This window comes from Chitinophaga parva, assembly GCF_003071345.1.
GTDB classification, from domain to species: Bacteria; Bacteroidota; Bacteroidia; order Chitinophagales; family Chitinophagaceae; genus Chitinophaga; species Chitinophaga parva.
Genome location: NZ_QCYK01000001.1, coordinates 1,371,134 through 1,398,003 on the forward strand (window position 1 = coordinate 1,371,134; position 26,870 = coordinate 1,398,003).

Annotated in this window: 24 protein-coding genes; 13 read left to right on the forward strand and 11 right to left on the reverse strand. The window is 51.7% G+C overall.

Features of this window, described 5'->3' with window-relative positions; all coding sequences use genetic code 11:
* The first annotated feature begins 59 nt into the window (after positions 1-59).
* Positions 60-1,562, forward strand: coding sequence for a S41 family peptidase (locus DCC81_RS05875; RefSeq protein WP_108685635.1), 1,503 nt, complete (start codon positions 60-62; stop codon positions 1,560-1,562).
* 12 nt (positions 1,563-1,574) lie between these two features.
* On the opposite strand, the gene DCC81_RS05880 is transcribed toward DCC81_RS05875, so the two are convergent.
* Together DCC81_RS05880 and DCC81_RS05885 are read right to left on the reverse strand one after the other, a co-directional pair.
* A complete protein-coding gene (locus DCC81_RS05880; protein WP_165806454.1) occupies positions 1,575-2,006 on the reverse strand; it encodes an SRPBCC family protein in 432 nt (143 codons plus the stop codon).
* A gap of 6 nt (positions 2,007-2,012) precedes the next feature.
* On the reverse strand, positions 2,013-2,678 hold the full coding sequence (locus DCC81_RS05885; RefSeq protein WP_108685637.1) for an NAD-dependent epimerase/dehydratase family protein: 666 nt from the start codon (positions 2,676-2,678) through the stop codon (positions 2,013-2,015).
* Between the two features lie 277 nt (positions 2,679-2,955).
* Here DCC81_RS05885 and DCC81_RS05890 point away from each other — a divergent pair, with 277 nt between their 5' ends.
* A complete protein-coding gene (locus DCC81_RS05890) occupies positions 2,956-5,031 on the forward strand; it encodes an LTA synthase family protein (protein ID WP_165806455.1) in 2,076 nt (691 codons plus the stop codon).
* Between the two features lie 66 nt (positions 5,032-5,097).
* Here the strand turns inward: DCC81_RS05890 and DCC81_RS05895 are convergent, their stop codons facing one another.
* The gene (locus DCC81_RS05895) at positions 5,098-6,672 is read right to left on the reverse strand and encodes a serine hydrolase (RefSeq protein WP_108685639.1); all 1,575 of its coding nucleotides are present in this window, start codon (positions 6,670-6,672) and stop codon (positions 5,098-5,100) included.
* Between the two features lie 197 nt (positions 6,673-6,869).
* Here DCC81_RS05895 and DCC81_RS05900 point away from each other — a divergent pair, with 197 nt between their 5' ends.
* From DCC81_RS05900 to DCC81_RS05910, 3 genes are all read left to right on the forward strand, one after another.
* Positions 6,870-7,784 carry an SAM hydrolase/SAM-dependent halogenase family protein gene (locus tag DCC81_RS05900; RefSeq protein ID WP_108685640.1) on the forward strand — a complete coding sequence of 305 codons (915 nt, stop codon included), beginning with the start codon at positions 6,870-6,872 and terminating at the stop codon, positions 7,782-7,784.
* 134 nt (positions 7,785-7,918) lie between these two features.
* Complete coding sequence (locus DCC81_RS05905) at positions 7,919-8,821, forward strand: sugar phosphate isomerase/epimerase family protein (protein ID WP_108685641.1); 903 nt, start codon at positions 7,919-7,921, stop codon at positions 8,819-8,821.
* 144 nt (positions 8,822-8,965) lie between these two features.
* On the forward strand, positions 8,966-9,862 hold the full coding sequence (locus DCC81_RS05910; RefSeq protein WP_108685642.1) for a pirin family protein: 897 nt from the start codon (positions 8,966-8,968) through the stop codon (positions 9,860-9,862).
* Positions 9,863-9,901: 39 nt separating this feature from the next.
* Here the strand turns inward: DCC81_RS05910 and DCC81_RS05915 are convergent, their stop codons facing one another.
* From DCC81_RS05915 to DCC81_RS05925, 4 genes are all read right to left on the reverse strand, one after another.
* The gene (locus tag DCC81_RS05915; protein WP_108685643.1) at positions 9,902-10,252 is read right to left on the reverse strand and encodes a hypothetical protein; all 351 of its coding nucleotides are present in this window, start codon (positions 10,250-10,252) and stop codon (positions 9,902-9,904) included.
* A gap of 16 nt (positions 10,253-10,268) precedes the next feature.
* Positions 10,269-10,433, reverse strand: a complete 165-nt coding sequence (locus DCC81_RS25505) for a hypothetical protein (protein ID WP_165806456.1) — start codon at positions 10,431-10,433, stop codon at positions 10,269-10,271.
* A 6-nt stretch (positions 10,434-10,439) separates the two neighbouring features.
* Entirely contained in the window at positions 10,440-11,879 is a 1,440-nt protein-coding gene (locus DCC81_RS05920; RefSeq protein WP_133177563.1) for a hypothetical protein, read from the reverse strand.
* A gap of 93 nt (positions 11,880-11,972) precedes the next feature.
* Entirely contained in the window at positions 11,973-12,533 is a 561-nt protein-coding gene (locus tag DCC81_RS05925; protein ID WP_108685645.1) for a GAF domain-containing protein, read from the reverse strand.
* A 419-nt stretch (positions 12,534-12,952) separates the two neighbouring features.
* On the opposite strand from DCC81_RS05925, the gene DCC81_RS05930 reads away from it, so the two are divergent.
* A complete protein-coding gene (locus tag DCC81_RS05930) occupies positions 12,953-14,077 on the forward strand; it encodes an esterase-like activity of phytase family protein (RefSeq protein ID WP_108685646.1) in 1,125 nt (374 codons plus the stop codon).
* Here DCC81_RS05930 and dusB read toward each other — a convergent pair whose 3' ends face one another.
* On the reverse strand, positions 14,078-15,115 hold the full coding sequence (gene dusB, locus DCC81_RS05935) for a tRNA dihydrouridine synthase DusB (protein WP_108685647.1): 1,038 nt from the start codon (positions 15,113-15,115) through the stop codon (positions 14,078-14,080). It lies immediately after the preceding gene.
* A 170-nt stretch (positions 15,116-15,285) separates the two neighbouring features.
* Between dusB and DCC81_RS05940 the strand changes: the two genes are divergently transcribed.
* Positions 15,286-16,527 (forward strand): DEAD/DEAH box helicase, encoded by a 1,242-nt coding sequence (locus DCC81_RS05940; protein ID WP_108685648.1) that lies wholly within the window; start codon positions 15,286-15,288, stop codon positions 16,525-16,527.
* 61 nt (positions 16,528-16,588) lie between these two features.
* Here the strand turns inward: DCC81_RS05940 and DCC81_RS05945 are convergent, their stop codons facing one another.
* Both DCC81_RS05945 and DCC81_RS05950 read right to left on the reverse strand, forming a co-directional pair.
* Positions 16,589-17,671, reverse strand: coding sequence for a type I restriction endonuclease (locus DCC81_RS05945; RefSeq protein ID WP_108685649.1), 1,083 nt, complete (start codon positions 17,669-17,671; stop codon positions 16,589-16,591).
* A 207-nt stretch (positions 17,672-17,878) separates the two neighbouring features.
* Entirely contained in the window at positions 17,879-18,754 is an 876-nt protein-coding gene (locus DCC81_RS05950; RefSeq protein ID WP_240612908.1) for a DNA/RNA non-specific endonuclease, read from the reverse strand.
* A 281-nt stretch (positions 18,755-19,035) separates the two neighbouring features.
* Between DCC81_RS05950 and DCC81_RS05955 the strand changes: the two genes are divergently transcribed.
* The 4 genes from DCC81_RS05955 (at position 19,036) to DCC81_RS05970 (ending at position 22,355) form a co-directional block, all read left to right on the forward strand.
* Positions 19,036-20,013 (forward strand): phosphatidylinositol-specific phospholipase C, encoded by a 978-nt coding sequence (locus tag DCC81_RS05955; protein ID WP_108685651.1) that lies wholly within the window; start codon positions 19,036-19,038, stop codon positions 20,011-20,013.
* A gap of 98 nt (positions 20,014-20,111) precedes the next feature.
* Complete coding sequence (locus tag DCC81_RS05960) at positions 20,112-20,684, forward strand: thioredoxin family protein (protein WP_240612909.1); 573 nt, start codon at positions 20,112-20,114, stop codon at positions 20,682-20,684.
* 249 nt (positions 20,685-20,933) lie between these two features.
* Complete coding sequence (locus tag DCC81_RS05965) at positions 20,934-21,383, forward strand: MarR family winged helix-turn-helix transcriptional regulator (RefSeq protein WP_108685653.1); 450 nt, start codon at positions 20,934-20,936, stop codon at positions 21,381-21,383.
* A gap of 132 nt (positions 21,384-21,515) precedes the next feature.
* Entirely contained in the window at positions 21,516-22,355 is an 840-nt protein-coding gene (locus DCC81_RS05970) for a universal stress protein (RefSeq protein WP_108685654.1), read from the forward strand.
* A 276-nt stretch (positions 22,356-22,631) separates the two neighbouring features.
* Here DCC81_RS05970 and dnaA read toward each other — a convergent pair whose 3' ends face one another.
* Positions 22,632-24,065 (reverse strand): chromosomal replication initiator protein DnaA, encoded by a 1,434-nt coding sequence (dnaA, locus tag DCC81_RS05975; protein ID WP_108685655.1) that lies wholly within the window; start codon positions 24,063-24,065, stop codon positions 22,632-22,634.
* A gap of 589 nt (positions 24,066-24,654) precedes the next feature.
* Here dnaA and DCC81_RS05980 point away from each other — a divergent pair.
* Positions 24,655-25,059 (forward strand): DUF3127 domain-containing protein, encoded by a 405-nt coding sequence (locus DCC81_RS05980; protein WP_108685656.1) that lies wholly within the window; start codon positions 24,655-24,657, stop codon positions 25,057-25,059.
* Between the two features lie 248 nt (positions 25,060-25,307).
* On the forward strand, positions 25,308-26,861 hold the full coding sequence (locus DCC81_RS05985; RefSeq protein ID WP_108685657.1) for an NAD(P)/FAD-dependent oxidoreductase: 1,554 nt from the start codon (positions 25,308-25,310) through the stop codon (positions 26,859-26,861).
* Positions 26,862-26,870 lie beyond the last annotated feature (9 nt).

Sequence of the window (26,870 nt, forward strand, 5' to 3'; positions counted from 1 at the left end):
AGCCCGTATCATTGCGGGCTTTTTTTGCGCAAGGGATTGTTAAACCGTATCTTGGGGATATGAGAAAGCCAATGCTCAGCCCTTTACCGATCCTTTACATCGTTACCTGTTTGCTCTTCGCCTGTACCCGCGGCGTTAAACACACCACCCCACTACAGGACAGCCTGTTGCCGGTTGAAGCCATGCAATCAGATGCGGATGTGTTATGGACGGCTCTCAGCGAGATCCATCCCGGGTTTGGGATCTATACGGCGCCCGATAGTATGGAGCGGCAGTACCGGCAGCTGCGGGCTTCCCTTACGGCACCCATGACGGAAGATGCCTTCGTGGCCAAATTATATCCTTTCCTCTGCTACCTGGGATGCGGGCATACCCAGGTAAGACACTCTGTCCATTACCATCCTGCCACCAACGTATTTCGTCTGCCGTTTGAAGTGCTCGTGCAGCAACAACGTGCATGGATCACTACGCGCCGCACTACAAAACTTGCTACCGGCGATGAGATTATCCGCATGAACGGCGTACCGGTTGCAGCGATCATTGCGCATGGATCGCAGCTGTATTGCGGGGATGGATATGTACCTTCATTCAAAGAGCTTTACCTTTCTGAATACGATGGTTTTGAAGATGCCTGCAACACCGTGTATCACTGGCAACCACCTTATCAGCTGACGGTGAAAGGTGCAGATGGGGCCCTGAAGGAAGTAACCCTGAATGCTGCAGATACCGCGTTGAAAGAAATGGTGATACCGGAAGATAAATATGCGGGTTGGAGAAAGGTGGATAGCACCGGCTACCTGGGACTTTATTTTGCCCCGGCTGCGCATACCGCATTGCTGGAAGTCCCTGTGTTGGCTTATACCGATACCCTGGCAATGCAAAAAAGCTTTGCGCAAATAGCGAAAGCCAATACAAAATATCTGGTGCTGGATATGCGGCACAACGGCGGCGGCGACCTGCGTATTGCCATGCGCCTCCTGTCTTACCTGGCAGATACAGATTTTCGTATCATCAAAGACCTTTACTGTCGCCTGCCGGATCCTTCCAAGCATAGGCTGGGTGCAGACTTTGATAGTGCACTTACGGAGAATTTCAAAGCCAGTTGCACCCCGGGGGCGTTAGTAGACGGGCATTATCACATGAATATATTACCTGCATTCGGACAGGGATATGGCCCGCTGCCGGTGGCAAAGAAAGACCGTTACCGCGGTGAGCTGATCGTACTTACGGATGGAGGTACATTTTCGTCCGGCGCCTTGTTCATATCCGCATTGAAAGCCCAGCGGGCCCACACCATTTTTGCAGGACGGGAAACGGCGGGTACTGCGGAAGGTTGCAACGGCTTTGCCATGCAGGAGCTCACCTTACCGGCAACCGGGATAAAAGTGGAATTTCCGTGGCTGCGGGTAGTGTCTATGAGCACACCTGCGCAAAAGGGCAGGGGCAATATGCCGGATTCCGTGGTGGAATACACGCCTGCCGATATAGTGGCGGGTCGTGATATGGACCTGCGGCTGGCCCAGGCGATCATCCAACGGAAGATGGCCGGTGCTGCTCATTAAGCAGGGAGAAAGCTATTGCACCGGCTCCTCACACACCTTCTTGATCAGCCCCAGCGCCGTATTCCAGTAGTAGTTAAAGTGGTGATAAGTGGGGGCGGTTAAAATATTTTCCTGCGCAAAATGCAAATGCCCCGGCTCATCCAGCCGGAAGCTGATGCGGGCATAATGCTCCGGTACATCTGCCTGTTGTGATAAAGAGCTCCAGTAGGTATACTGTACGAATTGTTCCGGCTTCCAGTGCAGGATCTCCCCATGGTTGTTAAAGGGAATGCCATGCAGGTCGCCGGAAAACTGCAACTGGCCGCCACACCGGGGCGTAATGATGATCTGTACAGGCACATCAACGATCCAGCGCTGCATGACCGCCGGCACGGTGAGCGCTTCCCAGATCACGGCCGGAGATGCGTTGATGGCAATGCGTTTCTGCAGGCTGAATACTTCCATGGTCATTTACTTAATGCCGGCCAATGCTTTGATATCGTTTACTTCCAGCGTGTGCTTGTGATAACCTTGTAATACACAGTTGATCATGGCCAGCGCCACCGCCCGCACGGTACTGGTACTGCCGGGAAACAGCCCGCGCAGCAGGGGAAACAGCGCATTAATGATCTTGTAATAGCCTTTCACATTGCGTTGCCCTACACTGGGCTTCATGGCACCGGGCCGCAGGTTGTAGGTTTGCTTGAAGGGCAGTTTCAGTACCGCGTTCTCGGCTTTGCCTTTTACCCTGGCCCACATCATTTTGCTTTTTCCCGTGGTATCTGTACCGCTGCCGGAAATGTGGCAGAAAACCATCTGCGGGTTCATGCTGGCCAGCCGGCCGGCAAAGTGCAGCATAGTGTCGTAGGTGATGTAGCTGTAATCCGCCTCTGTCATACCGTTGGAACTTACGCCGGCGCAGTAAAAGCAGGCGTCGTATCCTTTCAGTTGATCTTTCACCGTGTCCAGGTGAAAGAAGTCCTGTACCAGCGCCTCCTTCAGCTTGGGATGTTCCAGGGGATAGTGCTTCCTGCTTACCAGCAGTACCTGGCTCACGGCCGGGTTTTGCAGGCATTCCAGTAACACACCTTCCCCTACCAGGCCGGTGGCACCGGTTATGATGACTTTGATTTCCATGTAACAGAAATTTGCCCTATGAAGATAAAGTTTAAAGCTATACGCCGTTCATAACTGCCAGGTGCCACTAACAAATACTTGTACCCTGCTATCCTGCCAATAATTACCTTTACTGGTGCATTACCAATTTCCCGGCTGAGTTCTATCCCTCGGGCTGGTATTAAAACAACATTAAAAAAACAAATTCCGTCTGTCCGCTGCAACCTGCTGCTGTGGCTCATCTTTAAATTTACTACAGATTTACTACAGAATTTTGCAGTGGAATTAAATCATTAGCATGTTCAAGACCAGATTCTCCGTAGTGGGAATGATCCTTATCCTCGTATTGTGTATTTCCACGATCACCCGTGTTGTACTGTTTGCGGCTACGCCCTCCACGGGCATGCATTTTGGCCAATGGCTCGGTGCCATGTTACTAGGCTTTGTGTACGACTGCGCTGTTGCGAGCTTCGTCATTATCCCCTTTGTGCTGCAGCTTTGGCTGCAAAACGACTTTATGTACCGCCGGAAAGTGATGCCCTGGGTAGTGGCCGGCTTTGCTGGCCTGCTTTCCCTGCTGCTTTTTACGCACGTGGTGCCTACAGATTATAATAAAGACCTGTCACGGGGTGTGATCCTTTATATTGCCTTGCGCTTTGCCATTTACGTATTCCTGTATTTTATGCCGCCATCATTCCGCCTGCGGTGGAGAACGGGGGTACTGTATTTTTTCACGGTGCTGGTCACTTTCCTGCTGTTGTTCAACAGTGTCAGCGAATGGTTCTTCTGGCAGGAGTTCAGCACCCGGTATAATTTTATTGCGGTAGACTATCTCGTGTACACCACGGAAGTGCTGGGTAATATCGGGGAGTCTTACCCCATCGTGCCTATCGTGAGCGTGGTGTTATTACTGGCCATTACCATCGTGGTATGGAAGCGGCAGTATATCCGCAACAGCGTGTATAAATCTATGGCCTTCGGCAAACGTACGGCTGTAGCAGTTTTGCTCCTGCTGCTGCCGGCGATCGCTTATTATGGTGTGCAGGAAAAATGGAAGGATTTCAGTAATAACCAGTACGCCAATGAACTGGCCGGCAATGGCCCTTACCAGTTTGCATCTGCCTTTTTCCAGAATGAGCTCGACTTTTACAAATTCTACCAGACCATCCCGGATGAAGCTGCTTTCCGCATTGTGCGGGCGGGATTACAAACGCCCAATAGCCATTTTGTAAACCAGGGCCCTTACAGCATAGAACGGGAGATCACTTACCCGCAGGCGGAGCGCCACCTGAACGTGGTGCTCATCAGCGTGGAGAGCTTCAGCGCCAGCTTCATGAAAGCGTTTGGCTCTGATAAGAACATCACGCCTTACCTCGACACCCTGGCCGGGCAAAGCCTGTTCTTCACCAATCTTTATGCCACCGGCACCCGCACGGTACGTGGCCTGGAGTCATTGTCGCTCTCCATTCCACCCACGCCCGGGCAAAGTATTGTAAAGCGGCCGGACAATGCGCACCTGTTTTCCTTGGGCAGCGTGTTCCGCTCCAAAGGCTATACCACCCAATACATTTATGGGGGCTACAGCTATTTTGATAACATGAAGGCCTTTTTTAGTAACAATGGTTATACGGTGATAGACCGCTCCGCCATTCCCGCATCGCAGGTACATTATGAAAATATCTGGGGCGTGGCAGACGAAGATCTGTTCACACTGGCCCTGCATACACTGGATTCCAACTACCTGGCCGGGAAGCCTTTCTTCTCGCATATCATGACGGTTTCCAACCACCGTCCGTTCACCTATCCCGAAGGCCGCATAGACATCCCGCCGTCTGCACAGTGCCGGGAAGGTGCGGTGAAATACACGGACTACAGCATTCATAAGTTCCTGCAGGAAGCCGCCTCCAAGCCCTGGTTCGACAGCACTGTCTTCGTGATCGTGGCAGACCATTGCGCCAGCGCGGCCGGCCACATGGAACTGCCGGTTACGGGTTATCATATTCCCATGATGATCTATGCACCCAGGATACTGCAACCTCGGGAAGTGAGCACACTCACAGCCCAGATAGACGTGGCGCCTACTATTTTAGGGTTGCTCAATTTTCATTACCGTTCCAAGTTCTTCGGGCAGGATGTGCTTAATGAAGCGCCTGGCCAGGAGCGGGCCTTCATCAGTACTTACCAGGGCCTGGGGTACCTGCGCAATGGTAAGCTGCTGGTACAATCGCCGGTGCGCAAGGTGCGTACTTACCAGCCGGATTTCAATAGTGGCAACGCATCCCTGTTGCCGCAGGACGCAGGTTTTTCCCGTGAAGGCATTGCGTGGTACCAGTGCATCAACTGGCAGTTAAAACACAAGCAACAATCAGAATAAAGTAAAGACCAAAATAGAAAAGCAGGGCTGTGTCATTGATGCAGCCCTTCCACCTACCGCGTTTACTCACGGCAACACCGCCGGCAACAAATACTCCCGCATCATCCTATCCACCTGCGGATGCGCATACGGCCGGCCATAAGCCGTAGCTGTGATCACGATCACAAGCGGCTGGTTCGTGAACACAAAGATCTTATTACCGCCATTGCCGCTACTGTAAAAGGTTTCCGCGTCCTTGCCATTAACACGGAAGGTCTTGTTCCAAAACAGGTAACCGTAATATTCCTGGGGTCCGGTGGGCAGCACTGCGCGTTTTTGAAAACTTGCCTTTACCCAGCTGGCAGGAATGATCTGCCGGCCCTGCCAGTTGCCTCTATTTTTATACAATTGGCCAAACCGGGCCAGGTCCAGGCTGCGCAGGCCCAGGCCACCGGCGGTGCTGGGCACATGCTGGGGCGTGTACTGCCACTGGTAGTGATGAATGCCCAGTGGTGTGAAGAGTTTTGTGGCAGCATATTGCTCCAGCCCCTGCGGGGTGCTTTGTTGCAATATATCACCCAGCAACACTACACCGGCAGTGAAGTAATTCCATGGCTTCCCCTGCGGACGGCTGCTATCCAGCGGAAGGTCCAGCACAAACTTTACCCAGTTGGACGTAGGGTACATATTTTCTTCATTACCCGGGGAGTCACTGAGGTCATCATTGCCATAAAACGGGCTGCTCATCGTGAGCAGTTGCTCCAGCGTAATGCTGTCTTTTTGCGGTGTGTAATGATCAAATTGGGAAAGTTTGTAGAAGGTACCCAGTGGCTGCTTTTCATCTTTGACCAGGTGTTCCTGAATGGCAATGCCCATTAACGCAGACGTGAAGGACTTGCCCACGGAACGCGTGTCCTGCAGGGAATCCCGGTCACTGCCATTGAAATATTCTTCCAGCAGCAATTGTCCGTTGCGGATCACAATAATGCTGGTGATCTCTTTGAAGCGGCGGGCAAGGATCTGCTCATTGAGTTGCCGTATCAGAGCCGTGTCATAAGATGATGGGCTGGTGCGCCAGCCGCTGCCTGGCCGGATGGTTTGTATGGCCGACGCCGCAGGATCTATGTGGATCGGGGGCACGGTGACAGCCACGCTGCCACTGGCCGCCAGTGGGCCCAGTTGCAGGCTGTCCAGCTGCAGGTAAGGGCGTAGTTCTATTTTCAATTGGTGGGTAACGCCGGTGCCCAGCGCGGATTCCCCGCCCTGCAGGAGGAAACGCCCCCAGAGATAACAGCCCCAATGGTCGCGGGGCTTGCTGCTGATAAGCGGCGCGGAAAGAGCAGGAACTTGTTTGGAGGGCGGTAAGCCAGCGCCATGGTGCAGGTTTTCCGTGTACACCAGCTTATCATCCACGAAAAAGCGGAACTGCCAGTTGCCATGTTGCAGGAACGTTTGCACATCACCACCCGGCCGCATGGCCTGCCAGTAGGCAATGAGCGATCTTTCAAAATGGGCCTGCACATTCAGGTTCGCGGTATCGCTGTACACAACGCGCTCCAGGTACTGGCCGGAAGCATCCGTGAACCGGATGGTACCCGCATCCTGCGCCGGCAGGCGGCCACCACACAAGGCAAACAGCAGGAGGAAAGTAAGTGTCTTCATGGGGGAAATGAATGCTGCTATAAGTTACAGGCATCTCCCCTGGCGGGAAAATAAATGTGATGAAGCCCAATTTTGCCGGGATGAATTCTGGTGGCGGTCATGCGCAGCACAGTTTTTGCGCGCAGCGCGGCCGCAACAGACCCTGCAACAATCTGGCAATAATCTACTAACTTATAGACGGTAAAAAATCAGCTGTCATGATACGTAAATGTATAACGTTCATTGCCTTTGTGTCCCTGCTGCTGGCGGGTTTGGGCGCATGGGCGCAGAATAAGATCGTCGTGTTCCAATCAGACTTCGGGCTGAAGGATGGCGCGGTAGCCGCCATGAAAGGCGTGGCCAATGGCGTATCGCCCGACCTGAAACTGTATGACCTTACGCACGAGATACCGCCTTATAACATCTGGGAAGCGGCGTACCGCCTGGAACAAACGGTGCCTTACTGGCCCGCGGGTACCGTGTTTGTGTCTGTGGTAGATCCAGGCGTGGGCACCTCCCGCAAGTCCGTGGTGCTGAAAACAAAGACCGGCCAGTTCATTGTAACGCCGGACAATGGCACGCTTACGCTGGTGGCGCAGTCGTTGGGCATTGCAGAAGTAAGGGAAATAGACGAAGCGGTGAACCGCCGCCGGGATTCCCGGCAATCTTACACCTTCCACGGCCGCGACGTATATGCCTACACCGGCGCCAGGCTGGCTTCCGGCACGATCAGCTTTGAGCAGGTGGGGCCTAAACTGCCGGCTGAAGTAGTGACCATCCCTTATCAGCCCGCGGTGCGGGAAGGTTCCGTGATCAAAGGCAGCATTGCCATCCTGGACGTGCAGTATGGCAATCTCTGGACCAACATCAGCGGGGACCTCTTTAACCAGCTAAACCCGCAGTTTGGCGATGTCGTACACTTCACCATTTTCCACAAGGGTAAGCAGGTATACAAAGGCGATGCACCTTACTGCCAGACCTTTGGCGCCGTAGCAAAAGGAAAGCCCCTCTGTTATGTAAACAGCCTGCTGGACCTGGCCTTTGCGCTGAACCAGGGCAGTTTTGCGGCTGTCCACCACATAGGCAGCGGCGCAGAATGGAGCGTGGCAGTAAGCCTCACGCACAGGAAGTAGCAGAACAGGACGCCCCGCGCAAAGCAATACGGCGGTGATGCCATCACCGACCATTTATCATTTAAAAATGTGCCGCAAACCAACAATTTGTTATCTTGGGTGGTAGTTTTCATCAATCAAACAACGTTATTACCATGCACAAAGTTTCACGTTATTTACTGGGCGTGTTATGCGCTGCATCCGTGAGCGTGTCGCTGCCCGCCTGCAATAATGGCAACAGCACTAAGACTGCTACGGACTCCACCAGCACTGCCACAGATTCTTCCAGCGCCACTGCAGGCGTACCGTACAAGCTGGGCATCCAGATGTGGACCTTCATGAAATTTTCTTTTACAGATGCACTGGACAAGGTAGATAGCGCCGGCATCAAGAACATTGAAGCTTTCTGGGGCCAGGACCTGGGCGGCGGCATGAAAGGCAAATTTGGCGGTGACATGACCGCGGACGAAAAATCCAAGGTAAAGGACCTGCTGGCCAGGAAAGGCATCAGTATTGTGGCCATGGGCGTTATCGTTCCCAAAGACAAAGCTGAATGGATCAAGGCATTTGAACTGGCAAAATATTTTGGCCTGAGCTACATCACTTCAGAGCCAATCAAATCCCAATGGGGTATGGTAGACAGCCTGGCAGGTGTGTATGGCATTAAAGTGGCCATCCACGATCACCCCAAACCCAACGTATACTGGCACCCTGATTCCGTACTGGCTGCCATCCAGGGCCACCCCAACATTGGCGCCTGCGCAGACGTAGGCCACTGGGCACGTAACGGCCTGGATCCCGTGGAATGCCTGAAAAAACTGGACGGCCACATTTACGGTGCCCACCTGAAAGACATCGTGAAATTCAACGATACCCAGGCTGCTGACACAGTAGTAGGTAAAGGGGTGATCAACTTCCCGCCCATCTTTGCAGAGCTGAAACGCCAGCACTTCACCGGTATGGTATCTATTGAGCACGAATCCAACTGGATGCACAACCTGGGCGACGTGATTGAGATCAAAAAATACTTTGACGAACATACCAGCAATTTGAAATAGTTAAATTGCCGGATTGCCAAATTGTTAAATGGCCAAATTGTTAGATTGCTGTATTGTACAGAACTTTGTACTGCAACAGCCTGACAGTTTGGCCATTTGATCTTTAAAAACCATCAGCAGTAAATAACAATTCAATCATCTGACATGTCTAACATCCAGCTTATCATAGAAGAACGTCCTGCAGACATTGGGCATTTCCTGGTGGGGCGCCTGCTGCCATTCCGCGAACGGCGCATGGTAGGGCCTTTTATCTTCATTGATCACATGGGCCCCGCGCAAATGAGCGATCACCAGAACCTGGATGTAGGCCCGCACCCGCACATAGGGTTGTCTACGCTCACCTACCTGTTTGAAGGCAATGTTACCCATCATGATACGCTGGGCACCAATGTGGAGATCCAGCCAGGGCAGGTAAACTGGATGACGGCTGGCAAAGGCATTGTGCATTCTGAGCGCACGCCCGAGCGCTTCCGCCATTCCGATAAAGTGCTGCATGGATTACAGATCTGGGTGGCGCTACCCAGGGAATTGGAACAGATGGACCCCACTTTTTTCCACGCGGAAGGTGATACGATTCCTTCCTGGGAAGAAGGCGGAGTGCATTACAAGCTGGTGGCCGGTGAGGTAAAAGGGCACCGCTCTCCTGTGCCGGTATACAGCAGGTTATATTTGCTGGAACTGAAAAATAAAGAGCGCCAGACTATTTCACTGGGTAAGGATCTCTATGGTGATGTGGGGATGTACATTTTAGAAGGCAGTGTAGAAAGCGAAGGCAACGTGTATGAGCCGCGGCGTATACTGGTGGCCAAGAACAGCCAGTTATGCGATTTTGTGATGGGAGAGCATACCACTGTGTACATCTTTGGCGGGGAGCCCTTCCCGGAGCCGCGCCACATCTACTGGAACTTTGTAGCCAGTGACATGGCCCTCATTGAAAAGGCCAAGGAAGACTGGGTAGCCCGGCGTTTTCCACTGCTTCCCAATGAGCCGGATATTGTGCCGCTGCCACCAGAGCATCCTTCGTTGAGGCAAAAGGCATAAACAGGAAAGGCGGTCCGCGTATGGATCGCCTTTCCTGTTTTAAGGAGGAGTATTGCCTAAGAAATAGCGCCCTTTGTCTGCTTCGTATTGCTGCCGGTATTTTTTATCTTTTTTCACGCCGGCACGGTCATCAGGCCGCGTAGCAAGGTTTTTACCCAGTAGTTGAATACAAATTTTTCCCGGTCCCCCGCGCACATGCGCTGTTACATGGGGCTGCAAAATGGACATACTGTCTATTGATAGTTTTTGATGCAGCACCAGGTCTTTGAAGGAGGCAATGGAAAGATAGACCTGTGGTACATCTACGGAAAAATGAGCGGACGTGTGCATCGTGTCCCTACAGTGCAGTGACACATGATTCAGCACCAGCGTGCCTTTGAAGAGGTGCATGTCAATGCTGCCTGCGTCAAACGCAATATAGCCCTTTGCTTTCTTTGCGGACCACGTATTGGGTCACTTCCCGGAACTTGTAGGTGATAATGTAATACAATACCACGCCTATCACTACACGCAACAGTAACAGGATGGCAAAGCGTTTCAACCATCTCCTTTGTCGAGGCGAAAGTCGCATAAGCGCTTAAAGATTGTGGATAAATGCCAGCATGATACCAGCAGTGATGGAGTGCCCTTTTACCAGGCCGCTCTTGCCCACCAGCAGGTTATCTTCATGGGGATCGTCAAAGTTGAGCGGTTGCGGGTAATGCTGGGTTTGACCATAAGATAACAATAATCCAGCGCGCAGGTTGTATTGTTTCTTCTTCAGATTAGCGCCCAGTTGCAGGTGGTAAAGGTTCCAGCTGCTGATGTTTGCTGTATAGCCGGATTTGGTATTGTCCGGCACCTGGGTGCCATTGTAGGCAAAGTCCGTGCGGAAAGCCACATACCCTGCCACAGCAGGTTGTAACTGGTAGGTAAGGCCCAGGCTTATATTCAGCAGGCTTCTGCGGGCATCGCGCAGGCGCAGCAGGTCTGGCGTGGCATTGTTGCTGCCGGTGTCCGGGCGTATGAAGAAACCCGCATGGGGGGTGATGATATTGTATTCTTTCATGGCTGCAAACCATGCGGCAGTAATGGCCAGCTGGCCTTTGCCGTAATCATAATGATAGCCGGCGGAGACGTTGAAGGGTTGTTTATAATTGGCGTGGAGGCCCGTCTGCCGGGTATTGGCAAGGAGGTTGAATGGCTCGCCGGGCGTCAGTTGTATGTTGGAGAGCAGGTTGTCGCTTACGATGGTACCACTACCCATTACATGCAGCAGGGGTGAGGTAATGAGCAGGCCCAGGTGGTGTGGGCCGGCTTCATAGGCCAGGCCTGCGCTCAGCCGCGCCCCCGCACTGTAGTAGCTGACGTTGTACATGGCTTCGCTGTTCACAATAGGCGGCAGCAGGGTGTCAGGACCGGTATTGAGCAGGGCACGGGAAGTGTAGCTGGTGTTGTAGCGTTGGTTGTGTACCAGGCCTTCCAGCTTAAAGCCTATCGCGAAGCGGGAGGATAATTTAAAGCCGGTGCTCAGCACAGCGCCGGATTCATACACATTGTTCTGCGCCGTATACTGGCCCACGTATACTTCATTCCCGGGACTGTAGCTATCGTCCAGCACATTTTGTTTGGTATCTGCCCGCTGGGAGGTTTGGTAATACAACAGCGGCGTGTTAATGAGTGCATAGGCGAAAGTAAGTGCCCGCGGGGTTTTCAGGGTGTAACTGCCGGAGATCATCTGCGGTACCACGGATGCGTTATTGGATACCAGGTTCTTACCACTGCCCGTGCCGTCTTTTATCCTGATCTGGTTTACCTGGTAAATGTTACCACCAATGGCTGCCGCATTGCGTTGCGAAACCGCCAGCAGGGCAGGATTGTAGAACAGTACCCCACTATCGCGGTTATTGGCAATAACAGCCCCCGGTGCAAAAAAGCCGCCGGCATTGTATTCAGAAGACCAGTAATGGGCATCCTGCGCAAAGGAAATCAAAGGGGCAAGCAGGAGCAACAACAAACATTGACGAGCGATGGACATGCAAGACGGGCGTTTACCGAATTTACAAAAGTTATGAAAATAAAAGGCCGCTTCCGGTGGGGGAAGCGGCTTATGAAAAAAATAATGGAAGGGTCAATTGGGTCGCTGTCCTTTCAATGCGTTCTGCAGGTGCAGGCGCATATGCAGGTGTTGCATTACCTGGCGTGCCAGGGCACGTAGTTTCAGCGCCTGTTCATCCGTGATCGTTGCGTGCGGCTTATTGTCCAATGCGCAGATGGTACCGATATGTGTGCCTTCAGGCGTGCGCAGTGGTGCGCCAGCATAAAAGCGGATAGGCGGTGTTGCCGGGTTGAGGCCATTGCTGTAAGGATTGGCGCGCAGTTCGGGAACCTGCTGTGTGTCGGGGAAAACCGTCACCTTGCTGTTATGGATGGCGATGGCGCAAAAGCAGGCATAGCGCGGCAGGTGGCTGCAACCACCGGCGCCCACATAACTTTTAGGATACGCCGTGTCACGGTCTATGAAAGTAATTGCGGCGGATGGCGTATTAAAGATCGCCATGGCTTCGCGCGCAATATTATCATAGTCCTCTTCTGGTGCGGTATTCAGGATCTTGTATCGATGCAGGTGTTGCAACCTTTCTTTTTCATTGTCCGGGAGCAGGGATGCTGGAATATTGGACGTGTAATACATAAGGCAAATAGTGATTCAGGAAAAACAAAGCGATTGGCCATTCATCTGTAGTGGAGTAGTCGGTGTAATTGCTGCAGGTAACGGTTCTTATTGTCTGATGTGTTATTAAAGTAAAGGGCGGTACAGATGTTGGTTAGCCATTCGTAGCGGCTAAAATAAATAAATCCTTGTGAAAGTAATATGGCCAGGGCAGGGGTTTAACAACCGTTAACACTTCTGCAAACACCCTGTAGTTCACCAATTGTCCCCGTAACCTCTTGCAGGAAAGGTTTTTAGCAGCTGGGCCTGGTAAGTATCTTCTTTGTGGGCCGGCGGCGGTTGCAGTCGCCTGGCAGCAAGCTGCAGGCCTGGGCAGATAGACCATTCAATGCACAACACGGATAAGGAACAGTGCCGATAATTGTAGTAATTTGTTGCCCATGAAAATGCGCTGCATTCCCCTGTTTTTAAGTTGCTGCATCTCCCTCGCGGCCTCCGCCCAGCAGAAGATCTCCGGCCTGCGTTTCCTGTCGGAATACAGCCTGCCCCGCGCCTGGAAATTCGAGGGCACACCGGTAGGCGGCCTGTCCGGCATAGATTACGACTCCGCCCGCCAGCAATATTATCTCATCTCCGACGACCGCTCCGCGAGAAGCGCCGCACGTTTTTATACTGCGAACATCCTGCTTTCCGCCAAAGGCATAGACACCGTGATCTTTACCCGGGTGACCACCCTCAAACAAGCCGGTGGCAGCACTTATCCATCCTTTGCCAAAGACGCATCGAAGACGCCAGACCCGGAGGCTATCCGCTACAACCCGCTCCAGCAGCAGCTGGTATGGACCAGTGAGGGAGAGCGCATTGTGGGCGGTGCTTATGCTGTGCTTACAAATCCCGGCATCTTTATCATGGATTCCACGGGCCGCCTGCAGGATACTTTTGCATTGCCCCACAACCTGTACATGCAATCCATAGAAAAAGGCCCGCGCCAGAATGCAGTGCTGGAAGGGCTTTCATTCACCCCTGGTTATAAACTGCTTTTCACCAATGTGGAAGAGCCCTTGTATGAAGACGGGCCAAGGGCCGGGCTTACGGATAATAAAGCATTTATCCGCCTTTATAAATTTGATGCAGTTACCCATGCGCATACCGGTGAATATGCCTACAAACTACAGCCCGTGGCCCGCCCGGCCAAAGATCCAAATGGTATCCAGATGAACGGGGTATCAGACATCCTGGCCATAGACAGCAATCACCTGCTGGTGCTGGAGCGCTCTTTCTCCGAAGGCCGCCTGGCCTTTACGGTGCGCATTTTCCTGGCAGACATCAGCAAGGCGGAGAACATCATCGACAATCCTTCCCTGAAAGATAAGCCCACGGCGCATCCCGCGGCAAAGCGCCTCCTGCTGGACATGGACAAGCTACCTGTCTACATTGACAACATAGAAGGTATGACCTTTGGCCCTAAACTGCGCAACGGGCATACTACGCTGATCTGTGTGGCCGACAATAATTTTAATTTCCTGGAAAAGCCGCAGCTCCTGCTGTTTGAAGTATTGCCCTGATCACATGGGACAGTTCTCATGGTAGTTCACCAGTTCAATGGGGGCATGCGGGATCTCGTAATCTGCATAAGCCAGCAGTATCTCATCCAGCACGCCTTCAATCTCCGCCGGGTCTGTAGAAAGCACCAGGCGGCTGCGGTAGGTTTTGATATTGGGTAAGCCTTTGAGGTATTGGAAATAATGCTTGCGCATATCATAGATGCCCGCTTTAGGGCCTTTCCAGGCCACAGATTTTTGCAGGTGGTATTTGCAAACGGCTACACGCTCCGCCAGGGTGGGCGGGGCCAGGGTTTCGCCGGTTTTAACATAGTGTGCCACTTCCCGGAATATCCAGGGATAACCAATAGCGGCGCGGCCTATCATGATGCCGTCTACCCCATAGCGGTTCTTGTATTCCAATGCTTTCTGCGGCGTGTTGATATCGCCGTTGCCAAAGATGGGGATTTTAATACGGGGGTTGTTTTTCACTTTACCGATAAGGGTCCAGTCGGCTTCGCCTTTGTACATCTGCATGCGCGTGCGGCCATGGATGGAAAGGGCGGCAATGCCCACATCCTGCAGGCGCTCCGCCACTTCTTCGATGTTCATGCTGTCTTCATCCCAGCCCAGGCGGGTCTTTACCGTCACGGGCAGGGAAGTGGACTTTACGCATGCGGCTGTGAGGCGCACCATGAGGTCAATGTCGCGCAGCACGCCGGACCCGGCGCCCTGGGCCACGACGCCCTTGACGGGGCAGCCAAAGTTGATGTCCAGTAAGTCCGGATTGGTAATGTCTACGATCCTGGAAGCAAGAGAGAGGCTTTCCTCGTCGCCGCCAAAGATCTGGATGCCTACAGGGCGTTCCTGGTCAAAGATATCGAGCTTGCGCTTGCATTTGATGGCATCGCGGATGAGCCCTGCACTGGAAATAAACTCCGTGTAGAGCAGGTCGGCCCCATTCTCCTTGCATACCGCCCGGAAAGGCGGATCCGTAACATCTTCCATGGGTGCCAGCAGCAAGGGAAAGTCCGGCAGCTCAATATTTGCGATCTTGACCACTAAGGGAAAATTTTTTGCAAAGGTAGGGAATAATTGTCCTGGGTCTTAAGTCTTAGGCCCCAGGTACCAGGCCCTGCTTAGCAGGGGGAAGTACTTAAGACCTAGGACTTAAGTCCTGAGACCTGGAACCTAAAGCCAAGACCACCCACAATTCCTTACCTTTGCCCCATATGAAATTTGAACAGTACCACATTTCCCCGGATGTGAAGAAAAGCCTGGCGGAACTTGGATTTCGCCGGCCTACCGACATTCAGTACAAGGCTATTCCCTCTATTTTAAAAGGCGATGACGTGCTGGCCATTGCCCAGACAGGTACCGGCAAGACCGCCGCGTTTGCCATCCCGGTGCTGCACATGCTGCAACAGCAACGCCGCCCCACCGGGCGCAACGAGGTGCGTTGCCTGGTGATGGTGCCCACGCGGGAACTGGCCGTGCAGATATCTGGTGTATTCCAGCAATTGGGGCAGTATACGGAACTGAGCATCCTGGGATTGTTTGGTGGCGTAGAGCAGGCTGCCCAGGTGGCCCAGCTGAAGAAAGGCGTGGATGTGCTCATTGCCACCCCCGGCCGCATGTTCGACCTGATCAACCAGGAACATATTGACCTAAGCCAGGTGCAGATCCTCATCCTCGATGAGGCAGACCATATGCTGGACCTGGGTTTTATCCGTGATATCCGCGATGTGCTGAAGCACCTGCCGCGCCGCCACCAGACCTTGTTCTTCTCCGCCACCATTGATGAAGAGATCAAGGACCTGGCATACTCCATTGTACGCAACGCGATCCGTATCCAGATCTCGCCGCAGGACCCGGTATCCAAGAACGTAACGCATGCCGTGTCTTACATTGCCATGGATGACAAGCGCTTTTTCCTGGAACGCATTGTAAAAGAATTCCCGGAGAAGAAAATACTGGTGTTTGTACGCACGAAGGTGAGGGCAGAGCGTGTAGCCGCCGCCATGGACCGCGTGGGCATTAAAACCCTGGTGATGCACGGCGGTAAAGAGCAGCAGGACCGCCTGAAAGTGATGGAAGAATTCAAGCAAGGCGATATAAAAGTACTGATCACCACCGATGTCAATGCGCGTGGTATTGACATCCCCAACGTGGATTATGTAGTGAACTATGACCTGCCGGAAGACCCGGAAAATTATGTGCACCGTGTAGGCCGTACCGGGCGCGGGGTACAAAAAGGGCAGGCCATTTCATTTTGCAGCGAGGAGGAGAAACCTATTCTTACGGAGATCCAGAAGTACCTGGGTAAAGACGTTCATGAAATGAAGATCGATAAGGATGATTACCGGGAAACGATCGTATTTTCTGAAGAAACACCCAATGATAACTGGCAGCTGCTGATAGACCAGCACAATGAGGAGCTGGAGAAACTGAAAAAGAAAAAGAAGAAGAAATAAAGAGCGCGAAGGCCTGCCATTCATTGGGAGGCCTTCGCGCTTTATGGGCATGAATGTGCAGTTATGCGGTAGCAGCGGGAGCCTTAATGTAAGAGAGCGCTGTTGCAGTCAACTCGTCTGCATACAGAAAGATATCATCGAGTGACTTCATCTCTTTTTTAGTTTCACTTTTTTCACTATCAAAAAGTCCGATATATTTTTTACTGGCGTTAAAGTGCATACGGCAGATCGGCTTTCTATTGTTATCGTCAAACAGGACGGCAAAGTAGGACTGGGAATCACGGTACGTGACCTGCGATACCGGAACTACCTTTCTCAGGATAGAGCGGACGATCTGGTATGCATCCAGTTCGTCTTGTGTAGTGACGATCTTTGGCTCCGTATCAGCTACTGGTTCCTTTGTCTCTGTGGTTTGCTGTTCATCGGTTTCCTGCGTTTTTAACGCTTGTTTAAGCCTTTCGGTAATGATGTCGTTAATGTAGATCTGGAAGGCCTTTTTAGTGAGGCTGCTGAATTGGTCCAGCACCTTTTGAGTCAGGATGCCGCCGGTATATACCTGCTTGGCAAAGTGTCTCACAAAGTCACTGGAGGGGTTATTTAATTCTCCGTGCAACAGGTTTTTCAATAAGCCAAGATATTTCAACTCACTGGCTGTGGATACAATGGTCTCCGTGTTGAAATAGTTCTTGTGGAACTTTTTCAACTCTTCTATTTGGTTGTCCTTGATATCCTGGAGATCAAATATAAAAAATGGCTTTTCATCCATTTTATTTGCCTCTTCCAGATCCGTATAAAACCTGGATTCAAAGCCATTTGTCAGTATGGAGAACTTAGCCTTGGTGGTGTGGAAATAACGGAAAAGCTGGCTGTTGTGCGGATCAAGGTTGGATGACCAGTGTTTACATTCGATCAGGATCATGGGCTGGCCATCCTTTACGATCGCATAATCAACTTTCTCTCCTTTTTTAATGCCCAGGTCTGCCACAAATTCAGGTACTACTTCCATAGGATTGAACACATCGTAACCCAATGCCTGTATAAAAGGCATTACGAACGAATGTTTAGTTGCTTCTTCTGTTTGTACGAGTTCTTTGTTCTTGATGATCCTGTCAGCAAGTTGTTTGATGATGTCTTTGAAATCCATGAGATAAATTGTGGGGTAAAAAATAATAATGATAGGGTGTTAGAACGCGGAGTAGGAGGGACTAACAATCAATTAAAAATAATAAAAAATGGGAGCTGGCAGGATAACACATTTGTGTTAGCGTCCTTTGGTGCCAATGATTTATAACGCCAGTTGAACACCGTGGCATGGGCATCGTAGTTGTTACAGCCTCCTTCACATAACCCCCTATTTCCCCGCATCTGTCCGGGCTTCAATCACCTGTTGTATACTATCCGCCACATTGGACAACAGATCATAACCCGTGGCAGCTTCAATCGCGTCTACGGTGGTGAGGTATTGTGTCCAATCGCTGTTGAGGGTATTGATATTGGGGGTGTTCACCGCAATGACGCGGGTACTGCTGTTCATGCGGGCCAGGTCATGGTCACCATCGGGCAGCACGATCACTACTTTCCAGATCTGTGATGGCACCATTACGTGCCCGTTGTCAATAGCGGTGAGGGTGCCCTTGCTGCCGGTGCCGGTACTCCCATAGCTGCCCATGATCACGTACACTTCATTACCGGCCTTTACCAGGCTACGGATATAGTTTTCAAAACTGGCCCAGGTATGCTGGTTGTTATTGGGTGCCTGGGGCATCATGTTGCTCATGAGGAATGTAGCAGAATTGGCCGCGCTGGTAGCGGTGCGGTCGGCGGATGGGCAGTTGTGCCCCCGGTCAAAGCCGCTGCCCACATAGCTCCTGTCAGATACATGATACCAGCCCGCAGGCAGGGCGCTGTCTGGCCGGAAATTATTGGCCCGGCTCTGTGAGCCAAGATCATCCTTGCTAATATGCCAGCTCACCCAATTGGGTTTGCCTGTGCTGCGGTTATAGCACAGCGTGTAGTAAGGTTTCTGCATCAGGTAGTTATTGGCACTGGCTGTGTCTGGGGTGGCCTTGCTGGGATTGCCCATCAGCATGTTGTCATTGTCTGCCGGGGCAGGCGTAAAGAAAGGCTGGGGGCGGCTGCCCTGTGCACGGCGTATGTGCTTGTTACACGCGGTGAGCAGGAGGGTGCAGCAGAGCAGGCTGAAAAGCAGTGGGCGTCCGGGTCGCATAGTCATTAACATAAGTACGCTCAAAAGTAAGCTGGCATCGCGCAGGCTATCTGCGTGGGTGTTTTTATTATAAACGCACGATAGCGGATAAACTTGTATTACGGAATTGTTAACTCCTTTGTTGCAATAGTTGCGCCGCTTTTTACGCGTGTACTGCAAGTGGATTCCAACAGATCTTATTGCGCCATATCGGTCCCAAACCGCAGGGAAAACGTGTGCCTGGTAACCACCGGTGGCCATTGTTTGCTTGTTCAACTTTCACCATAAACCAAATCAATTCCATGAAACATCATGTTCTCCTGGCTGCGGCTGCGTTGCTGTCCTCCACTGCATTTGTTAGCTGCTCCAAACAGTCATCTGGAGATGTGCTGCCCGCAAATGAACTGGCTGTAACCCAATCCGGCACTGCATTGCAGGCTGCCGGCACCGTGTACCTTAACAACTGGATGAGCGCCATCGATGACAGCCGCAACCTGTCCTCCCTGAGCATTCCCGGTACGCACGACAGTGGTGCGCGCTTTGAGCCCATCGGCGGTACGGCAAAGTGCCAGAACCTCACCATTGCGGACCAGCTGAACAACGGCATCCGCTTCCTGGATATCCGCTGCCGCCACATTGATGATGCATTTGCCATTCATCACGGTTCCATTTACCAGAACATGAATTTTGACGACGTGCTCACCGCCTGTCAAACCTTTATGCAGGCGCATCCTACGGAGGCCATCATCATGAGCGTAAAGGAAGAATACGACGCTTCTAACACCACCCGCACCTTCGAGGCTACGTTCGACAGCTATGTGGCCCGCTACCCCGGCCTGTTTTCCCTGACCGCTACCATGCCCACCCTGGGCGATGCCCGTGGCAAGATCGTGCTGCTGCGCCGTTTCAGTGCCACCGGCACACCTAAAGGCATTGATGCTACCAACTGGGCGGATAACACCACCTTCACCATCAGCAATGCAGTGACCGCGCGCGTGCAGGACAACTACGTGGTGCCGGATAATAACGCTAAGTGGACCAACATTACCAACCTGCTTACAGAAGCCAGGAATGGCGCGGCTTCCACACTGTATATCAATTTCTGCAGCGGTTACAAATCACTCATCTTCGGTATTCCCAGCATCACTACGGTGTCTAATGCCATCAACCCGCAGGTGGTGAGCTACTTCACGGCAAACACCCATGGCCGTTATGGCATGGTGCTGTGCGACTTTGCCGATTCTACCAAGGCTACTTTGATCAAGAATACTAACTTCTAGGAAAAGAGCAACTGTGTGTGAGCATTGCCGGTCCCTCAAAAGACCGGCAATGTCATTTTTTATCGTAACTTCCGGGAGGATTAAAATGTAGCTGTGTCATGGAACAGACAATGAATTTTCAATGGTATGTGGAATATTATGATCAACTTTTACACGACCCTAACCCGCCCGCGCCTTACAACGATCCCAAATACATTGACTTTACAAAACTGAACCTCACGCACATGAACCGCTGGATGCGCAGCGGGGTACTGCTGCCGGAAGCAAAGGAAATGGCGGCAAAGATCACCGCACCACAGCACTGGATCGTGATCACGGAGGCCTGGTGTGCCGATGCGGCCAATACCATTCCCTTCCTGCGCATGATCGCACAACTGAGTGAGCATGTCACCGTTACATATGAACTGCGCGATAGCCCGCCTTACCGCATCAACAATTACCTTACCGGTACCAGTAAATCCATTCCCAAGCTCATTATCCGCAACCGGGAAGAGGAAGACCTGTTGGTATGGGGCCCGCGTCCCGCGGAATGCCAGGCTTTGTATCTTAAGCTGGCCGCAGAAAAAGCACCTTTTGAAACCGTGAAGGTGGAAATACAGAAGTGGTACAACCGCGATGCAGGCCGCACTTTCCAACAGGAACTGGTGGCTGGCTTAACACCCTATCTCTGATCACATCTCACCCTTCAAGGTGGTATGCTTTGGAATACCGCGCAGGATATACAGGCCCGGGCCAGCCTGGGGAACAGACGGCATTATCACCAATGATCCGGCTACGCTGTTAAAGCTGTTTGGCAGCTACCAGTCCAAATTATACGAAAATGCAATCGCCTATAAAAACCCTGCCGGTTTTCCTGGCAGGGTTTTTTATGACAAAAATCAGCAGGAAGGAATTAGTTAAATACTTAACTTTATAACAGCATGGGCAAAACCAAAATTGATATTACCACGGTGTTCGCCAGGGAGCTGACGCGCATGAACACGGCCTTCCGCCAGTTCATACAGCAGAAAGTAAAGCAACATGGCATGGACCTCACCTTTGAAATGCTGCAGGTGATGGGCATTCTCTGGGAGCAGGACGGGATTAACCAGCAGGAAATATCAGCCCAGTCGGTAAAAGACAAGGTGAGCATCACGTACCTGGTGGACAACCTGTCCAGGCGCGGCCTGGTGTTCCGCCAGGAAGACGGGAACGACCGGCGCAACCGCCTGGTCTACCTCACCCCGGACGGGCGCCAGCTGCGGCAAACCATCCGGCCCTGGGTGGAAGAAATGTACGCCCAGGCCAGCCGCAATATCCCCATGGATGATATTGCCAGCTGCCTGGATGTGCTGGAACGGATGTACCAGAACCTGAAACGCAGCGATTGATCTTTTTTGATTTGTTTATTGGTTAAGCACTTAACTAATAATGATTTAGTAGCAAGGCAAATGATCGGAGCGCCTGGTGAAGGCGCATTAAACAATAGTTCGGAATTTTTTTAAAAAACTAAATCTTATACCATGGCTTACACGATTATGATGCCCACAGACTTTGGCGCTTCCGCAAAAAATGCTACGCGGTATGCCCTGGCATTCACACATCAGCAAGCAGCCGCTCTTGACCTGGAATATGTACTGTTGCACATTTATGAGCTATCCACCGGCATGGCCGGCGAGGGCGTGGCGCTGGCTTCCGTGAATGAAGACTACGCACATGCGGAACGCGAGCTGGAAGCGGAACTGGACTGGATCAAGGCCCATTATCCCCAGCTGAAAGTGCGGTCATTACTGGTACCCGGTAACATCCATGAAGAACTGGTATCACTGGTGGACACCGGCAAAGAGGTGATGGTGTTTATGGGCGCCGCCGGCCGCTATGATGATCTCCTGTCGTGGGACAATGAGATCATCAACTCCCTGCGTCACCTGAAGGCTCCCGTGCTGCTGGTGCCGCCACATGTTACTTTTAAACCATTGCAAAACGTGGGCTACGCCTGCAATTATAAGAATATCACGCCGGGCATGCCTTTCGCAGACATCCTGGAAACCGTGAAACTTGCACCCGGCGCACAGCTGAAGGTGGTGTATGTGGATACGCCCGTACTGGATGACCACATTGAAGAAGAGAAGGGGGAAGCCCTGATCCGTGAGGCATTGGCTCCAGCATCGCCTGCCTATTACCGGATACAGGACAGCCACGTGATAGATGCCATCGCGCAGTTTGTGGAGGATGAAAAGATAGACCTGATGATCATGGTGCCCCGCCGCCACGGTATCTGGAACAGCCTCTTTTCCCGGAGCAACACCAAAGGGCTGGCAAGGCTGAATAAGCTGCCCATCCTGGCTCTGCGGGAGCAATAGCACAGCATCCTGGACAAATTACAGCGCGCTTCTTCCACGGGGAGGCGCGTTTTTTCATGTACTGGCTTTCGTGCTGCGTATCACTGTAATATCTTCAAAGGGCTGGTGGACTGGCCCGCAGGTACAAAAAAACACCAGCCATTGCGACTGGTGTTTCAAAGAGGGGGGAATCAAAAAGAATTTCGCATGGGAGCCAGCAGTATTTTCTGGAGCTCCGCTAAAGCATTTCACATGAGAACCTGCTGTATTTTTTTACAGCGCTACGGGAGCATAATTTTACATGGAAGCCAGCTGTACTTTCTGTTGCAGCTCCATCACGTTATCGCGGAACGTAATATCAGTATCCATCAGGTCTTTCACGGTTTGGCAGGAGTGGATCACCGTGGTGTGGTCCCTGCCGCCAAAGTGCTCACCGATGGTTTTGAGTGAGTTTTTGGTAAAGGACTTGGCCAGGTACATGGTGATCTGGCGGGCCTGTACGATCTCGCGTTTGCGGGTTTTCTGCAGCAGCTTGTCGTAAGGCACCTCAAAGTAATCGCACACCATTTTCTGGATGCTTTCGATGGTGATCTCCTTGGAAGATGTTTTTACGAAGGATTTCAATACACGTTTGGCCAGTTCCAGGTCTATTTCCTTGCGGTTCAGGGAAGACTGTGCCAGCAGGGAGATCAGGGCTCCTTCCAGTTCGCGTACGTTGCTCTGGATATTATAGGCAACGTACTTGATCACTTCCTTGGGCATTTCCAGCCCGTCATTGCGCATCTTCATTTCCAGGATCTCCATGCGTACTTCAAAGTCGGGCACCTGCATGTCTGCACTGAGGCCCCAACGGAAGCGGCTCAGCAGGCGTTCCTGTACACCGTCCAGGTCTTTGGGTGGCTTATCCGACGTGAGGATGAGCTGCTTGCCGGATTGGTGCAGGTGGTTGAAAATGGCAAAGAAAGCGTCCTGCGACTTTTCTGCGCGTGCAAAGAATTGAATATCGTCGAGGATCAGCACGTCTATGAGTTGATAGAAGTGGATGAAGTCGTTGATGATATTATTCTTGGAGTGATCGATGAACTGGTTAATGAATTTCTCGGCGCTTACGTACAATACAGCCTTGTTGGGGTGAATGGTCTTCACCTCGTTGCCGATGGCCTGTGCCAGGTGTGTTTTACCGAGGCCTACACCGCCGTAGATCACGAGGGGGTTGAACGAGGTACCACCGGGCTTTTCAGATACGGTTTTACCGGCGCGGCGTGCCACACGGTTACAATCCCCTTCAATAAATGCGTCGAAGGTGTAATTAGGATTAAGCTGAGAATCGATCTGCACCCGTTTGATGCCGGGGATGACAAAAGGGTTCTTTACCGGGTTTTGAATCGTTAGTGGAAAATCTACTTCACTGTCCTTTACTTGTTTCGCAAACTGGGTAGGCATGTTCACCGTTTTAGGGTGTTGATGCGGTGTACCATTCTCTACTACAATACGATATTCCAGTCTAGCTTCTTTGCCCAGCTCACGTTTGATGGTCTTGCCCAGTAATCCTACATAATGTTCTTCCAGGTATTCATAAAAGAACTGGCTGGGTACCTGAATAGTTAAAACATTGTTTTCAAGCCCGATCGGTTTAATAGGTTCAAACCAGGTCTTAAACGGCTGCCACTCCACGATATCCCTAATTATATTCAGACACCTTTCCCAAACTTGTTCGCAAGTTCTGTTCATTGAGCTAGAAATAATTATTTGTTTAGTAATTAAGGTGTTCTCGAAATGATAAGTTGCTAACTGGGACTCAACAACTTTTTTTGGACAGGGAGACGAATATCTATAGAAAAAACTAGAAAAAAAAATTAATCTAACCTTGTTTTTATAGCCTTGTTTACAGCAGTCAGACTCCCGTTTATTGCGTTGTTTTAGCCGCCGCTATATATGATTTTTACTGCTATTTATACCTGCCGGTCCCCATTGGAAAAACTGAGTTGATATACAATAATTTCCCATTTCCTGTTCACTGTTTTTCTTCAATAAAATAATAATCCCGGCGAAAATAATATAGTACAAACCAGGGGTAATAGAAACACCGGTAAAGACATGCTTGCCTCATATCCTTTACAGTAGCGTGTTTGATAAGAGAAGCAGGTTTTGCCTGCTTCACGGTTTGCCTTCGGTTGGTGCAAACCGGGGTGCAAATTTAGGGGATTGAATGAGATTATCCACATACTATGAGGAAAAATAAATTTAGGAACTAATTATGCTTTCCCTTATCTTTTGCCGTATCTTTGGCGATTCAACACCGAAAAAAATACTATAATATATGAGTTTTGAAATTACAGGTAAACTGGTTGTGAAATACAACACCATGCAGCGCAGCGAGACGTTTAAGACCAGGGAGTTCGTAATTGAAAAATCCGACGATATCAATGGTCGTATTATCACCAATTACATCAAGTTCCAGGCAGTACAGGACCGCACCGCAATCGTGGACCGTTTCCAGGAAGGTGAAAACGTGAAAGTGTATTTCAACATCAAAGGCACCCGCTGGGAAAAAGACGGTAAGGTGAACTATATCACCAATCTCGATGCCTGGCGCATGGAATCCATGATGGCAGGTGCGCCCGGCGCTGATCCCCAGCCTAACTACGGTGGTTCCCAGGAGTTCACCGGTGGTACAGGCGGTGGTGCAGCAGCAACCAGCAGCGTAGACGATTTACCCTTCTAAGCAGCTCCTTCCCCGGCCGCTTAAGAACATAGTATTCCAAAGATCAATTGTTGTTGTACAACGCTTGATCTTTGGAATTTGTTTTTTAGACAAACAAATTTTCCATACAGCAAGCGGCCCCTACATCCTGCAAAAGCATTGCCAGTTTTTAAAACCCAAGCAGGTACACGGGAGAAATGCTAATTTTGCTACCGGCAGCACTCAAAGTGCTCACAGTTTTAGGATAAACACCTAACCTCGTTTAACACATGCAACAACAGATCTCCGTAAAGCTGCTCCCATACGCAGCTGCCAGTCATCCCGACATTTTGCAGGCCGCGGCCTCCGCACTTGGTGTAGCAACTACCCGCATCACCGGGTATAATATCCTGAAACGCAGTATTGATGCGCGTTCCCGCCAGGTATGGTACCTGCTTACCCTCCAGGTGTTTGTGGATGAACCTTATTATCACCAGTCATTTACACCCATAGCATATCCTTCACTGCCCGCTACGGCCACCCCGGTGATCGTGATCGGTGCAGGGCCCGCCGGCCTCTTTGCGGCGCTGCGCCTCATTGAAGCGGGCCTTAAACCCATCGTGCTGGAAAGAGGACGGGACGTGCGCACCCGCCGCCGCGACCTGGCGCTGCTCAACCGCTCCGGCGTGGTAAACCCCGAATCCAACTATTGCTTTGGAGAAGGTGGCGCCGGCACCTACTCTGACGGTAAGCTGTACACACGCTCCGGCAAGCGGGGCGATATCAACAAGATCCTGCAGATCTTTGTACAGTTTGGTGCCGATGAGAAGATACTGTACGAAGCACACCCTCACATTGGTACCAATAAACTGCCCCATATCATCACAGCCATGCGGGAGCAGATCATTGCCAGCGGGGGCGCAGTACATTTTGAACAGAAGGTCACGGAATTTATTATAAACAATGAGCAGCTGCAGGGTGTGAAAACCGCCACGGGCGCCACTTTCAACGCTAAGCATGCCATCCTGGCCACCGGCCACTCCGCCCGTGATATCTTTGAGCTCCTGCACCGCCAGGAAATACTGATACAGGCCAAGCCATTTGCCCTGGGCGTGCGCGTGGAACACCCGCAGGCACTCATAGACAGTGTGCAGTACCACAGCGCAGTGCGCGGAGAATACCTGCCCCCCGCCTCTTACAGCCTGGTGGAACAGGTGGAAGGCCGTGGGGTGTTTTCTTTCTGCATGTGCCCCGGTGGTATCATTGCACCCGCTGCTACCAGCCCGGAAGAACTGGTGGTGAATGGATGGTCGCCCTCAAAACGGAATAACCCTTTTGCCAATTCCGGCATGGTGGTAACCGTAGATGAAACAGACTTTGTACCCTTTGCGGATAAAGGCCCGCTGGCGGCTATGTACTACCAGCAAATGGTGGAGCGCAGGGCCTTCAGCGCCGGTGGTGGCCGGTTTGTAGCGCCGGCGCAGCGCATGACGGATTTTGTGCAGCGCAAGGTGTCTGCCACCCTGCCGGAATGCTCTTACGTACCCGGCGTGCATGCCACGGACCTTTTCCAGGTATTGCCCGCCGCTGTGGCCCAGCGCCTGGCAACGGCCTTTGTGGCTTTTGGTAAAAAGATGCGTGGCTACTACACGGCCGATGCCATCCTGGTAGCTACGGAATCACGTACCTCTTCACCCGTGCGTATCCCGCGGGATGGCGATACACTCATGCATCCCCAGATCAAAGGCTTATACCCCTGTGGGGAAGGCGCAGGCTATGCCGGTGGCATTGTGAGCGCCGCCATGGACGGGGAACGCGTGGCAGTGGCCATTGCAGCATTATAAAATGTCGGG

What these genes read in the sequence shown, in the direction of transcription:
- DCC81_RS05875 (WP_108685635.1), top strand. Translation starts at nt 60, where the DNA reads ATGAGAAAGCCAATGCTCAGCCCTTTACCGATCCTTTACATCGTTACC.
- DCC81_RS05880 (WP_165806454.1), bottom strand. Translation starts at nt 2,006, where the DNA reads ATGGAAGTATTCAGCCTGCAGAAACGCATTGCCATCAACGCATCTCCG.
- DCC81_RS05885 (WP_108685637.1), bottom strand. Translation starts at nt 2,678, where the DNA reads ATGGAAATCAAAGTCATCATAACCGGTGCCACCGGCCTGGTAGGGGAA.
- DCC81_RS05890 (WP_165806455.1), top strand. Translation starts at nt 2,956, where the DNA reads ATGTTCAAGACCAGATTCTCCGTAGTGGGAATGATCCTTATCCTCGTA.
- DCC81_RS05895 (WP_108685639.1), bottom strand. Translation starts at nt 6,672, where the DNA reads ATGAAGACACTTACTTTCCTCCTGCTGTTTGCCTTGTGTGGTGGCCGC.
- DCC81_RS05900 (WP_108685640.1), top strand. Translation starts at nt 6,870, where the DNA reads ATGATACGTAAATGTATAACGTTCATTGCCTTTGTGTCCCTGCTGCTG.
- DCC81_RS05905 (WP_108685641.1), top strand. Translation starts at nt 7,919, where the DNA reads ATGCACAAAGTTTCACGTTATTTACTGGGCGTGTTATGCGCTGCATCC.
- DCC81_RS05910 (WP_108685642.1), top strand. Translation starts at nt 8,966, where the DNA reads ATGTCTAACATCCAGCTTATCATAGAAGAACGTCCTGCAGACATTGGG.
- DCC81_RS05915 (WP_108685643.1), bottom strand. Translation starts at nt 10,252, where the DNA reads ATGCACCTCTTCAAAGGCACGCTGGTGCTGAATCATGTGTCACTGCAC.
- DCC81_RS25505 (WP_165806456.1), bottom strand. Translation starts at nt 10,433, where the DNA reads ATGCGACTTTCGCCTCGACAAAGGAGATGGTTGAAACGCTTTGCCATC.
- DCC81_RS05920 (WP_133177563.1), bottom strand. Translation starts at nt 11,879, where the DNA reads ATGTCCATCGCTCGTCAATGTTTGTTGTTGCTCCTGCTTGCCCCTTTG.
- DCC81_RS05925 (WP_108685645.1), bottom strand. Translation starts at nt 12,533, where the DNA reads ATGTATTACACGTCCAATATTCCAGCATCCCTGCTCCCGGACAATGAA.
- DCC81_RS05930 (WP_108685646.1), top strand. Translation starts at nt 12,953, where the DNA reads ATGAAAATGCGCTGCATTCCCCTGTTTTTAAGTTGCTGCATCTCCCTC.
- DCC81_RS05940 (WP_108685648.1), top strand. Translation starts at nt 15,286, where the DNA reads ATGAAATTTGAACAGTACCACATTTCCCCGGATGTGAAGAAAAGCCTG.
- DCC81_RS05945 (WP_108685649.1), bottom strand. Translation starts at nt 17,671, where the DNA reads ATGGATTTCAAAGACATCATCAAACAACTTGCTGACAGGATCATCAAG.
- DCC81_RS05950 (WP_240612908.1), bottom strand. Translation starts at nt 18,754, where the DNA reads ATGCGACCCGGACGCCCACTGCTTTTCAGCCTGCTCTGCTGCACCCTC.
- DCC81_RS05955 (WP_108685651.1), top strand. Translation starts at nt 19,036, where the DNA reads ATGAAACATCATGTTCTCCTGGCTGCGGCTGCGTTGCTGTCCTCCACT.
- DCC81_RS05960 (WP_240612909.1), top strand. Translation starts at nt 20,112, where the DNA reads ATGGAACAGACAATGAATTTTCAATGGTATGTGGAATATTATGATCAA.
- DCC81_RS05965 (WP_108685653.1), top strand. Translation starts at nt 20,934, where the DNA reads ATGGGCAAAACCAAAATTGATATTACCACGGTGTTCGCCAGGGAGCTG.
- DCC81_RS05970 (WP_108685654.1), top strand. Translation starts at nt 21,516, where the DNA reads ATGGCTTACACGATTATGATGCCCACAGACTTTGGCGCTTCCGCAAAA.
- dnaA (WP_108685655.1), bottom strand. Translation starts at nt 24,065, where the DNA reads ATGAACAGAACTTGCGAACAAGTTTGGGAAAGGTGTCTGAATATAATT.
- DCC81_RS05980 (WP_108685656.1), top strand. Translation starts at nt 24,655, where the DNA reads ATGAGTTTTGAAATTACAGGTAAACTGGTTGTGAAATACAACACCATG.
- DCC81_RS05985 (WP_108685657.1), top strand. Translation starts at nt 25,308, where the DNA reads ATGCAACAACAGATCTCCGTAAAGCTGCTCCCATACGCAGCTGCCAGT.